This window comes from Thalassolituus maritimus (genome assembly GCF_900156675.1).
Taxonomy (GTDB): domain Bacteria; phylum Pseudomonadota; class Gammaproteobacteria; order Pseudomonadales; family Oceanobacteraceae; genus Thalassolituus; species Thalassolituus maritimus.
On sequence record NZ_FTOH01000005.1, the window covers coordinates 16,476 to 29,625 of the forward strand.

Sequence of the window (13,150 nt, forward strand, 5' to 3'; positions counted from 1 at the left end):
TATTCAGGCGTAGGGGCAACAAAACCGACCAACAAAAAAGGGCCCGAAGGCCCTTTATGTGAGTCGCTATTGCTTGGTAGGCACTGCCCACTCTGCTGTTTGATATAAAATCACAGACTCAGTACTTTCTCACCACGTGCAATACCAGAGACACCAGTACGTACGGTTTCGAGTACGCAGCCAGCACCGATGGATTCGATAAAGGCTTCGAGCTTGTCACTGGTTCCAGTCAGCTGGATGGTGTAAACGCTTGGGCTGACGTCAACGATCTGGCCGCGGAAGATATCGGCAGTACGTTTGATTTCAGCACGCTGTGCACCAATCGCTTTGACTTTTATCAGCATCAGCTCGCGCTCAATGTGCGGGCCTTCGGACAGGTCAACGAGCTTAACCACTTCTACCAGTTTGTTGAGCTGCTTGGTGATCTGTTCGATCTTGCGTTCGTCACCTGTGGTAGTCATGGTAAGACGAGACAGTGTCTCGTCTTCTGTCGGTGCCACGGTCAGGGTTTCGATGTTGTAGCCACGCTGGGCGAACAATCCAACAACGCGGGACAACGCGCCCGGCTCGTTTTCAAGCAGGATTGAAATAATATGTCTCATGATCAGGTACGCTCCGTCTTGCTCAGCCACATATCGCGCATAGAACCTGTCGGTACCTGCATTGGATATACGTGTTCGGTTTCATCAACTGCTACGTCGAGGAATACCAGACGGTCATTGTATTTACCAAAGGTGTCTTCAAGCGCCTGTGGTAACTGATCGCGGTCGGTCACGCGAATGCCAACGTGTCCGTAAGCTTCTACCAGCTTAACGAAGTCAGGCAGTGACTCCATGTAGGAGTGCGAGTGACGACCTTCGTAGTTCATGTCCTGCCACTGGCGAACCATGCCCAGTGAGCCGTTGTTCAGACACAGAATTTTTACCGGAATGCCGTACTGTAAGCAGGTCGACAATTCCTGGATGTTCATCTGAATCGAACCTTCACCAGTAACACATACCACCATGTCATCCGGGAAGTTCATTTTGATGCCCATCGCCGCCGGGAACCCAAAGCCCATGGTGCCCAGACCACCGGAGTTGATCCAACGGTTCGGCTTGTCGAACTTGTAGTACTGTGCCGCGAACATCTGGTGCTGACCTACGTCAGAGGTAATGAAGGCATCACCTTTGGTGGCAGTCCACATGGCTTCGATCACTTCCTGCGGCTTCATCAGCTGGCTGTCGTTTTTCTCGTAACGACCGCCATGACGCTCACGCCATTCGTTGATCTGTTTCCACCAGGTTTCCAGTGCTTCTGCATCGGGTGTTTCGTTGGCTTCGTCGAGCAATGCCATCATTTCGTCCAGAACCGCACCTACCGGGCCAACAATTGGCACGTCAGCGATAATGGTTTTAGAGATTGATGATGGGTCAATATCGACGTGGATGATTTTTGCATCCGGGCAGAACTTGCTGGTCGCATTGGTTACGCGGTCGTCAAAACGCGCACCAATACAGATAACAACGTCTGCGTTGTGCATGGTCATGTTGGCTTCGTAAGAGCCGTGCATGCCCAGCATGCCGATAAAGCGCTCGCCAGTACCCGGATACGCACCCAGACCCATCAGGGTGTTAGTGCATGGGAAGTTCAGACGATCAACCAGCGCACGCAGTTTGTCGGAGCTGCCATCAATGATGACACCACCACCGGAGTAGATTACCGGACGCTTAGCAGCCAGCAGCAACTCAACGGCCTTTTTAATCTGACCGGAGTGACCACGCTGTGGCGGCGTGTAGGAACGCATTTTAATTTTCTTCGGATAGACGTACTCGTAACGCTCGTTCGGCATCGTCATATCTTTCGGAATATCGATCACAACCGGACCAGGGCGACCGGTGTTGGCGATGTAGAACGCCTTAGCAACGATCTCTGGAATGTCTTCAGGACGACGAACCGCAAAGCTGTGCTTAACGATAGGACGCGATACACCCAGCATATCGGTTTCCTGGAAGGCGTCGTCTCCCACTAAGTGGCTCATTACCTGACCAGAAATAACGACCATAGGGATGGAGTCTGTAAAGGCCGTCGCAATACCCGTAATGGTGTTTGTTGCGCCCGGACCAGAAGTAACCATCACCACGCCCGCTTTACCCGTCGCGCGCGCATAACCATCAGCCATATGAGCAGCGGCCTGCTCATGACGGACGAGTACGTGCTTCACTGCGCTCTGCTTGTATAGCGAGTCGTAAACGTGAAGCAGCGAACCGCCCGGATAACCATAAACGTATTCAACACCTGCTTCGTGAAGTGCACGAACCAGCATGTCTCCGCCGGAAATTAATTCCACCGTAAAATCCTCTGTTCTTGTGCTCACCGTTGAGCACGAGTTACGTATGTTCGAGTCGGGTCTGCACCAACAACAGCTCAAACGGAACCGTTGGGGCAATCCCTTAAAAGGCTGGATGAGTCACTCTTAGTTCGTCATCAGATACCGGGTGCCTGGTCCAGGAAACCGGGGTCAGGGCCGGACACGGAGGGTAACCGCATCAAAGGCCATGTATGACAATCACCGCGCTCCGGGTGTGTAGCATTGGGTGAGCTGTCATTTATGGCGTTTATTCTATCAGTACTTGATCAATGTGTGAACCACCAAACCCCTGTAAAATCAAGGCTCAGGCCGGTTTTTATCACTGTATTCAGTAAGGTTTCAGCAACGGTATTATCCAGTCTGAAAACGGGGCAGGTTTTACGCTTTCCAGATCAGGCTGACTTGACGGCCGGTGACACCATCACGACGATAAGAAAAATACCCACTTTCGTCTTCGAAAGTGCAGATCCCTCCTCCGTGCACACTGCCAATGCCCGCACGGATGAGCTGCCAACGAGCCAGCTCAAAAAGATCTGCATACCAGCGATCTCCCTCTCCGTTGCGGAAGCAGGTTTCAGGCGCATCGGGAAAGGCTCCTTTAACTTCAGGGCCAACTTCGAAGGCTTCAAACCCGATCGCCGGGCATAAGTAAGCACTTACCTGAGACACATCAGAGAACTCTTTAAGAGTGTTGAGCAAGACGCCCGAAGCCAGGCCACGCCAACCAGCATGGGCAGCCGCGATCTTGTCGCCGCTCTGATCACAGAACAACACAGGCAGACAGTCGGCCGTCATCACAGCGCAGGCGATACCTGCTTCTGTGGTGGCAGCCGCATCGGCTTCTGGAATTATTCTGAGTGAGTCAGCGGTTGCCTGAAATACCTCAACACCGTGCACCTGCTTCAGCCACTGGATGCCGGAAACGCCGGGTAAAGCATCGAGTAGCGTCGCTCGATTAGCGGCCACGGATTCGGATAAGTCACCCACATGATCGCCAAGGTTAAAGCCGTTATACGGCGCTAACGAAACGCCGCCGCGCCGACCCGAATAGTAAGCGTAAACGCCTTCCGGCAATGACCACTCGGGTTGGTGCAGGTCGATCATTAATAGTCGTCCTGCAGGGCTTCGTCGTCGGCCAGTGTATTCAGCAGTTCAACAAAATCATCCGGGAGTTCGATTTCCCATTCCATGATTTCTTCGGTACGCGGGTGAATCAGCGTCAGGGCTTTTGCATGAAGTGCCTGTCGTGGAAATTTCGCCAGCATTTCGCGTAATTCTGGGCTGACGCCTTTCTTTAATCGGGTGCGGGCAGCGTACGTCGCATCACCAACGAGAGGATGGCTGATGTGCGACATGTGCACACGAATCTGGTGCGTGCGGCCAGTTTCCAGCTTGCAGCGAATATAGGTATGCGATGGAAACTTATGCAAGACACGATAGTGAGTGACCGCTTCTTTACCCATGGGGCTAACGGCCATCTTGGTGCGCTGCGTGCCGTGGCGGCCAATCGGCTCGTCGACCGTACCACCCGCCACCATGTGCCCCTGCACTACTGCCTCGTACTCACGCCCCATGCTGCGGTCCTGCAGCTGAGCGACTAAGTGCGTCTGCGCCTGTAATGTCTTGGCGACCACCATCAGGCCCGTAGTGTCCTTATCAAGACGATGAACAATGCCCGCGCGCGGAATATTGATCAGATCAGGGCAGTGAAAAAGCAAACCGTTGAGTAAGGTGCCGGTGCGATTACCCGCCGCTGGGTGAACAACGAGGTTGGTCGGTTTGTTCAGTACCAGAATGTCATCATCCTCGTAGACGATATCCAGCGGGATATCTTCTGGCTCCCATTCGCCCTCAGCCTCCAGCTCGGCGGTTAAGGTCAGGGTCTCACCACCAACCACCTTATCGCGCCCCCGGACAGATTTGCCGTTCACCAGCAGCTGGCCATCTTTGATCCATTGCTGCAGGCGCGAGCGTGAGTAATCAGGGAACAGCTTGGCGGCCACCTGATCAAGGCGTTTGTTGCCCTCTTCATAGGGAACTTCAATGGTGTGGTCTATCTGGTCAGACATAGGAAACCTTTAATGTGCGCGACGGATGATGATGACGCGCAGGTGTGTTCTAATACGGCGTATCGCGAAATTATATAGATGTATGAGAATGCACTCCATAAAGTCCATCCTGTTGGCACTGATCACAGCGTCTTTTCTTTCAGCCGGCCTGAGCGCCTGCTCTTCGAACCCTGAACGTGAAGTACGTACCGAAGCCGAGTACTACGAAGAAGCCCGCGAGGCCATCGACGACGATAACATGCTGATCGCGGAAGACCGCCTGAAGCGACTCGAAAGCGAGTACCCGTTCGGCCAGTACGCAGAGCAAGCTCAGCTTGAGCTGATTTACGTCAGCTTCAAAATGTCAGACATGGAAGGTGTTCTGGCCAAATCTGAGCGCTTTATCCGTCTTCACCCGCAACACCCGAAAGTTGATTACGCTTACTATATGCGCGGCCTGGCAACCTACGAGCTGGGTTTTGCCTTTGTCGAGCGCTACCTGAGTGATGAAACAGAGTACCGTAACCCGGTGCCCCTGCAGGATTCATTCGCGTATTTCTCTGAGTTGCTGCGCCGCTTCCCTGACAGCGAATACAACGCCGATGCGCGTGCCCGCATGGTTTACCTGCGTGAGCGTCTGGCCAGCTATCAGATCAACGTCGCTAAGTATTATATGAAGCGTCATGCTTATCTTGCTGCGGCAAACCGCTGTGAAGAAGTTCTGATCCACTACCAGAAGACGCCGTATGTTAAAGACGCGCTGGCGATCATGACGGAGGCTTACCAGCTGCTGGAAATGGACGAGCTGGCTGAGAAATCACTGGCGCTGTTGAAGCTGAACTATCCGGATCACCCACAACTGGTGGATGGCCAGCTGGAAGAAAGTGGACTGGCAGATGTCGACCGTCGCAGCTTCTGGAACATCATCAGCTTTGGCCTGATCGACTGATCAGCCCCCTGATTTTCACCCTGCCAGCCCTCTGACCCGCCCGGCTGGCAGGAAAAATGAATTTTTTGTTACCCAAACGTGCTGTTTCGCCGATAAATATTGACAGACAGCCGAACCAAGCCCATAGTCCATCTGGCAAGAAAGAAAGTCTCCTGTCTAAATACTCCATCTCGATGTCAGTTAGCTGTAATACCTCGGTTTGTAGTTTCTAAGTTCAGCCTTATTTCATGCTTTATCGTCCTCAGTGTGGCTTTGTGTCATGCGGGACACCACTGAATACAATCCGAAAGGTACAAATTATGTCTGATAAAACAACTGGCACAGTAAAATGGTTCAACGAATCTAAAGGTTTCGGCTTCATCGAGCAGGAATCTGGCCCTGACGTTTTCGCTCACTTCAGCGCGATCACCGGTTCTGGCTTTAAAACTCTGGCTGAAGGCCAGCGTGTTGAGTTCACTGTAACTCAAGGTCAGAAAGGCCCTCAGGCTGAGAACATCGTCGCTCTGTAATCAGAACGTGATGCATAAAAAAGCGCAGTCGGGAAACCGACTGCGCTTTTTTTGGTCTGCATTTCCGTTACTGCGGCGTGCGCACTACCATCAGGCGCAACTCTGTCATATCTTCAAGAGCATAGCGAATGCCCTCCCGGCCAATGCCTGAGTCTTTTACACCGCCGTATGGCATATGGTCGACGCGCCAGCTCGGCACATCACCAATCACGACACCACCGACTTCCAGTTCGTCCCAAGCTTTCTGTGCTTTATACAGATCACGGGTGAAGATACCCGCCTGCAGACCGTAACGGCTGTCGTTTACTTTTTTCAGAACAGCGTCGTAATCATCAAACGGCTCTAAAATAGCCACTGGCCCAAACGCTTCTTCCGCGCTGAGTTCGCAATCCGCTGGTACGTTTTCCAGCAGAGAGGCCTGCAGCATATTGCCGTCACGCTCACCACCACACAGTAAGGTCGCACCGCGATCCAGAGCGTCTTTAATCCAGCCATGCAGACGTTCCGCTTCGCCTTCAGAAATCATCGGACCAATAAAGGTTCCCGGATCTTTCGGGTCACCGCTTTTCAGTGCTTTGGTTTTAGTCAGCAGCTTTTCTTTGAATGTGTCATAGACATCACTGTGAACATATAAACGCTGAACACCGATGCAGCTCTGACCTGACTGGTAGAAGGCACCGATGATGACACGGGCAACCGCATCATCGAGATCCCAGTCGTTATCGACAACACACGCAGCGTTGCCACCGAGTTCCAGCACGACCGGCTTTTTACCAGCACGAGCTTTCAGCGCCCAGCCAACTTCAGGAGAACCGGTAAAGCTCAGAAGCTTCAGGCGGTCGTCTTCGGTAAGCATATCGGCACTGTCACGGCGACACGGCAGAATAGAAAACGCCCCTTTAGGGAGATCCGTTTCTGCGAGAATTTCACCAATCACCAGAGCGCCAATCGGCGTCATGCTGGCTGGTTTCAATACGAACGGGCAACCCGCCGCAATCGCCGGCGCGACTTTATGTGCAGCCAGGTTCAACGGGAAGTTAAACGGGCTGATAAATGCGCACGGGCCGATAGGCACGCGCTGAGTCATACCACGATAGCCTTTGGCGCGCGGACTGATATCCAATGGCAGAGTCTCGCCCAGCATACGCGGTGTTTCTTCCGCCGCGATTTTAAAGGTGTCGATTAAGCGACCTACTTCGCCTTTCGCATCGTTAATCGGTTTACCGGCTTCAATACACAAGGCTTCGGCCAGTTCGTCAGCGCGCTCGGTAAAGCGTTTCACACAATGCTCAAGAACAGCCTGACGTTCATAAACCGTCATTTTACGCATCGCTTCGGCTGCGCCTTCGGCCGCTGCAATGGCTTCATCCAGAACATCCGGCGTCGCCAGTGGCACTTCGTAAGCGACTTCTCCGCTGTATTTATCGGTAACTTTCAGGTCTGTATTGGCGTATACCGCTTCGCCTGCGAGATAGTAGGGATAGGTCTTACTCATGTCAGATCACCAGTTGCGAGAGTGCATTTCGTATCGGTTCAGGAATTGGGACGGATTTATTGGCCGCGCGTTCCACAAATACGTGAATAAAGTCGCCAAAGGCACAGGCCTGATCTTCGCCTTCTTTGAAGATAGCGACACCATAGGTCACTGAGCTGTTGCCCAGCTTGTTGACTCTCAGGCCAACTTCGATGGCGTCTGGGTAGGCAATCGGGGCAAGGTAATTACAATGTGAATTGACCACGAAACCAACAATCGGCGCATCATGAATATCCAGCCCACCCTCTTCGATTAAATGGCGGTTAACTGCCGAATCAAAATAAGAATAGTAAGTCACGTTGTTAACGTGGCCGTAGATATCGTTATCCATCCAGCGGGTAGTAATGGGGACGAACTTTTTATAGTCACTGCGTGACAGCGGTTTTTCACTGCTCATGGGTCATCCTTTTTTCAAAATTAATAAGCGGCGGTGTAAATAGCCAGCGCATCCGCTTCGGTGACTTCGCGTGGGTTATTAATTAGCAAACGTTGCTGCAGCAAGGCTTCACTGGCCAGCATAGGAACAGCATCTTCCGGGATGTCACATTCCCGCAGCCTCATTGGCAGGCCGGTCTCTTTGATCCGCTGTTCAAGCCAGGCGATCAGAGTGTTAGTAACCTCCTCATCGCTGATCCCGGCTGATGTTTCTGAGAAATCAGCTCCCATAATATAGGGCGCTAATTCCGCGTACTGTGCTGCCGCTTGTTTATCCGCTGCGTTAAACCGCATTACGTGCGGCAATACGAGGGAATTACTCAGACCATGCGGAATATGGAAATGGCCACCCAGTGGATACGCCAGTGCATGTACTGCCGCCACTGGCGCATTGGCAAATGCCTGACCAGCATACAGCGCACCGAGCAACATATTACTGCGCGCTTCGAGGTTGTGCCCTTCGTTAACAGCAGCCATGAGGTTCGATGACAACAGGCGCAGCCCTTCTTTCGCCAGCATGTCGGACACAGGGTTTTTCTTATGCACAGAGGTATAGGCTTCAATAGCGTGCACCATGGCATCAATGCCGGTCGCTGCCGTAACGTGCGCTGGCAGGCCTTTGGTCAGCTCGGCATCTAATAAAGCAATGTCGGGCTGTAAAACGGGAGAAACCACGCCCGCCTTAGTCGTTGCACCTGTGGTAACGATAGCGATGGGAGTAACCTCAGAGCCTGTGCCTGCCGTAGTAGGCACCTGCAATAAAGGCAGACGTTTACCACGTGCATTGCCAACACCGTACATATCGCTTAACGGCTGTTTGCACTCTGGGTGAGCCAGTAAGGCCACCAGCTTGGCGACATCCATCGAGCTACCACCGCCAAATCCCACCACATAATCGGCTTTAGCAGCACGCGCCTGATTCGCGGCGTCGATGACCGTGCTGTCAGCCGGGTCGGCTTCAACGTCTTTAAACAGTGTTAACTGAATACCCGATTCTGAAAATGCTGGCAGTACGTCCTCAAGCAAGCCAATACTGATAATGCCCGGGTCAGTTACCAGCATGATGCTACGCGCACCCTGCTCTTCACAGATACTGGCCAGGCGCCGGGCTGAACCCGGCTCATTGATAATGGTGCGTGTCGTTGTAAACGTAAAAGCTGTCATTATTATTCTCTGCTAATAATTTAGTGGCGGACAAACTGCTCTGCTGTCAGGCCAAACAGGTTATCGGCCGACGTTTGCAGTACCTGGCGATGCAATTCTGCACGCGGCAGAATACGCTCAAAATAGAAGCGCGATGACGCCAGTTTGCCTTGGTAGAAATCCTGATCGCCGGATTTTTCATCGATATTTTTCTGCGCGGTCAGTGCCATACGCAGCCAACCGTAAGCCAGAAGAACATACGATGAGAAATTCAGGAAGTCGGTCGCACAGGCGCCGATTTCTTCCGGATTATCTGCCGCACGCTTGATGATGTCCTGCGCCAGCTTACGCCAGTGAGCATTCACCGAAGTGAGTGCAGCGACTTGCTCACGCAAAGATTCATGCAGATCGTTGGCTTCACATAAAGCGTCGATTTCGTCCTGCAGCTTCGCAAGCTCGGCCCCCTGATCGCCCATCACTTTGCGACGCATCAGATCCAGTGCCTGAATGCCGTTGGTGCCCTCATAAATCTGAGTGATACGACCATCGCGTACCAGTTGCTCCATGCCCCATTCGCGAATAAAGCCATGGCCACCATACACTTGCATGCCCAGGTTAGCGGCTTCTGCGCTCATATCAGTGAGGAAGGATTTCACAACCGGGATCAGCAGCGCAGCGCGCACTGCGGCTTTTTCACGTTCTTCAGCGTCAGGATGGTGTTGCTCCATATCCAGATACTGAGCCGCTTCGTACGCAAGAATACGGCAGCCTTCGACCAACGTTTTCTGAGTCAGCAGCATACGGCGTACATCGGGGTGAACAATAATCGGATCGGCCGCTTTCTCTGGTGCTTTCGGACCAGAAAGCGAACGCGACTGTAAACGGTCAATAGCGTATTCGACGGCACCCTGATACGCCATTTCAGCAACGCCCAGACCCTGCAGGCCCACCTGGAAACGTGCATCGTTCATCATGGTAAACATGCACGCCAGACCGCGGTTTTCTGTACCGACAAGCCAGCCTTTAGCGTTATCAAAATTCATCACACAGGTTGCTGCGGCTTTGATGCCCATCTTGTGCTCTATCGAGCCGCATACCGCTGGGTTGCGGCTGCCGTCTTCGAGCACTTTTGGCACAAGGAAGAGCGAAATGCCTTTCACCCCAGGTGGTGCGTCCGGCAGGCGAGCCAGTACAAGATGAACAATATTGTCGGTCATGTCCTGCTCACCACCACTGATAAAAATCTTGGTGCCAGAGATTGCATAACTGCCGTCTGCCTGTGGCTCGGCTTTGGTGCGCAGCAGGGCAAGGTCAGTACCGGCATGAGGTTCGGTCAGACACATGGTGCCGGTCCATTCGCCGGAGACCATTTTCGGAAGATACGTATTTTTAAGCTCGTCGCTGCCATGCATGTTCAGCGCGAACACAGCACCGTCCGTCAGGCCGGTATACACACGGAACGACAGATTGGCGCTCATCATCATTTCCTGAAATGGCGCCGCCATCGATACAGGAAAGCCCTGACCGCCAAACTCTTCACTGCCGGTCATCGAGGCCCAGCCGTTTTCACAGAACTGCTGATACGCCTCTGGGAAACCCTCCGGTGTTTTTACTTCACCATTTTCAAAGTGAATCCCTTCTTCGTCACCACTACGGTTCAGCGGTGCCAGTACGCCCTCATTAAATTTTGCGCCTTCTTCCAGAACGGCATCGACAATTTCTGCCGTCAGATCATCACGACCGAGGCGGGCAAAATGTGAAGTAGCGTCGAGTACTTCGTGCAATACGAAACGCATATCCTGCAAAGGGGCTTTATAGGCTGTCATATCTGTAACCTGTTTTTAATTTATTATTTTCTGGGTATCAGTTAGCGATATCTGAAAACTTACCGCCACTTTCGGCGAGTTTTTTCAGCAACGGAGCTGGCGCACATGCCTCATCGAACTTATCGGTCAGTGCTTGTGTACGAGCAAGAATATCGCTTAAACCGCACTCATCGGCGTATGCCATAGGGCCGCCGCGCTCTTTCGGGAAGCCGTAACCATTCAGGTAGACCTTATCGATATCGGCACTGTTGCGGGCAATGCCCTCTTCAAGGATTTTCGCGCCTTCGTTCACCAGCGCAAGAATGCAGCGATCAACGATTTCCTCATCGCTGATATCTCGGCGGGTGAAGCCGGCTTTTTCTGAAGTTTCGACTATCAATGCTTCAACCGATTCGTCGACGATGGCCTCACGGCTGCCTTTTTCGTAGCGGTAGTATCCTTTACCTGATTTCTGACCGAAGCGCTCCTGTTCACAGAGCTGGTTGTCCACACGGACATTCAGTTCTTCAGGAGAGCCTTCAGGGAGCTGCACTCCCGAGAGCTGACGCGAGCGCCACTCAAGATCAATACCGACAACGTCGTACATACGGAACGGGCCCATCGCCATACCAAAGTTCTGCAATGCGCTATCGACCTGCGCTGGCAGTGCTCCCTCTAACAGCAGTCGGCGCGCCTGAAACACATAAGGCTCCAGCATGCGGTTACCGATAAAGCCATGGCAGTTACCTGCGACAACGGCGACTTTGCCAATGTGCTGGCCCAGATCTTCAGCCAGCTGCAGTACCGCAGGAGCAGTCTTCTCACCGCGAACAATCTCAAGCAGCTTCATAATGTGTGCTGGGCTGAAGAAGTGCAGACCGAGTACCTGCTCTGGGCGTGAAGTCGCCGCGGCAATGGCATCAACATCGAGATATGACGTGTTGGTCGCAAGGATAGCGTTCGCATTCAGCGTTTCATCCAACTGCTTGAAGATGGTTTTTTTCAGGTCGATATTTTCGTAGACCGCTTCAATCGCGAGCTGCACATCGGCAATGTCAGCGTAGTCTCCGCTCAGGCTGAAGCAGGCCAGGCGCTCGTCCGCCTGAGCCTGAGTGATACGCTCACGCTTTACCATGCCGGCATAGATGCCTTCGATGTAGCTCATAGCTTGCGCCCGTACGTCTTCGTTCAGGTCGAGCAGAGTCACTTTGATGCCTGCATTCGCGAATGAGATAGCAATGCCGCGGCCCATGGTGCCCGCACCAATCACTGCAACCTGCTGGATGTCGTTTACGCTTGAGGGGAGATTCGCTTGAGTCATATACCTTGCCTGTCCGGATTGTTATCCGGGTTACTATTGAGTTGTTATGCTTATTCGATCAGCTTCTGGGCTCATTCTGACCAAGATTGAAGAAGCACATGAAATTAAACATAGTGATATAGCTTATTGTGATGATGAATATCCGCAACTTTGACCTCAACCTGCTGGTCATCTTTGACGCCCTCATGCGCGAGCGCAACGTATCGCGGGTCGCCGACCAGCTGGCTCTGAGCCAGCCGGCCATCAGCAATGCTCTCAACCGCCTGCGCAGCCTGCTCGACGATCAACTGCTGATCCGCACCGCACAGGGCATGCAACCGACGGCACTGGCATTATCATTGGAAGGGCCGATACGTCAGGCCATTCAACAAATCGAGACCACGTTGTCCGGCGGTCATCAATTTGATCCTCAATCCAGCCGCCGCCGTTTTCGGATAGCGACTACAGACTACGCCGAACTGGCGCTGATGCCACGTTTATTGGCTTACATGCGCACAACGGCGCCCGGAATCGAATTCGACATTCTTGATCTGCCACCGGATACGCCGACGAAAGCGCTTGAAGATGGCAACTTAGACCTGTGCATCGGACGCTTCGGAGAGCTGCCGCCCCGCATTCGCCGCACAGGATTTCTGAAGGAGGATCTGGTTGTCGCCTATGACCCACAGCAACTGGACCTGACCTCCGGGCTGGATCTGGAACGATTTCTTGGCTTACGCCACATATGGGTATCGGGTGGGCAACACCGGGGGGTTGTCGATATGTGGCTGGACGATAACAACCTTGAGCGTGAGATCGTTCTTGTCACGCCCAATTACCTTGGCGCCACGCATCTCATCATTGGCAACGATATGGTCGTAGTGCTGCCAAAACGCATGGCCGACCAGTATGCAGGGCTGCTACCTATCGCGCTGGCTTCGCTGCCTCTGCCGATACCACCGTTTGATGTCGACATTATCACATCTTCCTTGCGGGGCGATGACCTCGCGCTGGAGTGGCTTATCAGCACTTTACAGCAGGAATTTACCGCAATCTGACGGACAAGCCGTCATAACC

At 53.0% G+C, this 13,150-nt stretch carries 12 protein-coding genes; 3 read left to right on the top strand and 9 right to left on the bottom strand.

Annotation, left to right across the window (positions count from 1 at the left end):
- Window positions 1–110: 110 nt before the first annotated feature.
- From ilvN to rluD, 4 genes are all read right to left on the bottom strand, one after another.
- Window positions 111–602 carry an acetolactate synthase small subunit gene (ilvN, locus tag BW941_RS08690; RefSeq protein ID WP_068440118.1) on the bottom strand — a complete coding sequence of 164 codons (492 nt, stop codon included), beginning with the start codon at window positions 600–602 and terminating at the stop codon, window positions 111–113.
- 2 nt (window positions 603–604) lie between these two features.
- A complete protein-coding gene (locus tag BW941_RS08695; RefSeq protein WP_068440079.1) occupies window positions 605–2,329 on the bottom strand; it encodes an acetolactate synthase 3 large subunit in 1,725 nt (574 codons plus the stop codon).
- 399 nt (window positions 2,330–2,728) lie between these two features.
- Window positions 2,729–3,454, bottom strand: coding sequence for a peptidoglycan editing factor PgeF (pgeF, locus tag BW941_RS08700; RefSeq protein ID WP_076515241.1), 726 nt, complete (start codon window positions 3,452–3,454; stop codon window positions 2,729–2,731).
- The gene (gene rluD, locus BW941_RS08705) at window positions 3,454–4,419 is read right to left on the bottom strand and encodes a 23S rRNA pseudouridine(1911/1915/1917) synthase RluD (RefSeq protein ID WP_068440073.1); all 966 of its coding nucleotides are present in this window, start codon (window positions 4,417–4,419) and stop codon (window positions 3,454–3,456) included. The genes pgeF and rluD overlap by 1 nt, the downstream gene beginning before the upstream one ends.
- An 88-nt stretch (window positions 4,420–4,507) precedes the next feature.
- Between rluD and BW941_RS08710 the strand changes: the two genes are divergently transcribed.
- Together BW941_RS08710 and BW941_RS08715 are read left to right on the top strand one after the other, a co-directional pair.
- On the top strand, window positions 4,508–5,347 hold the full coding sequence (locus tag BW941_RS08710) for an outer membrane protein assembly factor BamD (protein ID WP_139325802.1): 840 nt from the start codon (window positions 4,508–4,510) through the stop codon (window positions 5,345–5,347).
- 299 nt (window positions 5,348–5,646) lie between these two features.
- The gene (locus tag BW941_RS08715; RefSeq protein WP_068440070.1) at window positions 5,647–5,856 is read left to right on the top strand and encodes a cold-shock protein; all 210 of its coding nucleotides are present in this window, start codon (window positions 5,647–5,649) and stop codon (window positions 5,854–5,856) included.
- Window positions 5,857–5,923: 67 nt separating this feature from the next.
- Here the strand turns inward: BW941_RS08715 and BW941_RS08720 are convergent, their stop codons facing one another.
- From BW941_RS08720 to BW941_RS08740, 5 genes are read right to left on the bottom strand one after another with little or no spacing between them, the layout of a single operon-like run.
- Window positions 5,924–7,351, bottom strand: coding sequence for an aldehyde dehydrogenase family protein (locus BW941_RS08720; RefSeq protein ID WP_076515244.1), 1,428 nt, complete (start codon window positions 7,349–7,351; stop codon window positions 5,924–5,926).
- 1 nt (window position 7,352) lies between these two features.
- On the bottom strand, window positions 7,353–7,787 hold the full coding sequence (locus tag BW941_RS08725; protein ID WP_068440066.1) for an acyl-CoA thioesterase: 435 nt from the start codon (window positions 7,785–7,787) through the stop codon (window positions 7,353–7,355).
- A gap of 20 nt (window positions 7,788–7,807) precedes the next feature.
- Complete coding sequence (locus BW941_RS08730; RefSeq protein WP_076515246.1) at window positions 7,808–8,989, bottom strand: iron-containing alcohol dehydrogenase; 1,182 nt, start codon at window positions 8,987–8,989, stop codon at window positions 7,808–7,810.
- Window positions 8,990–9,009: 20 nt separating this feature from the next.
- On the bottom strand, window positions 9,010–10,794 hold the full coding sequence (locus tag BW941_RS08735) for an acyl-CoA dehydrogenase C-terminal domain-containing protein (protein ID WP_076515248.1): 1,785 nt from the start codon (window positions 10,792–10,794) through the stop codon (window positions 9,010–9,012).
- A gap of 37 nt (window positions 10,795–10,831) precedes the next feature.
- Entirely contained in the window at window positions 10,832–12,094 is a 1,263-nt protein-coding gene (locus tag BW941_RS08740) for a 3-hydroxyacyl-CoA dehydrogenase (RefSeq protein ID WP_076515251.1), read from the bottom strand.
- 134 nt (window positions 12,095–12,228) lie between these two features.
- On the opposite strand from BW941_RS08740, the gene BW941_RS08745 reads away from it, so the two are divergent.
- Window positions 12,229–13,131: a LysR family transcriptional regulator gene (locus BW941_RS08745; protein ID WP_068438821.1), complete on the top strand. Its 903-nt coding sequence runs from the start codon at window positions 12,229–12,231 to the stop codon at window positions 13,129–13,131.
- Window positions 13,132–13,150: the final 19 nt, after the last annotated feature.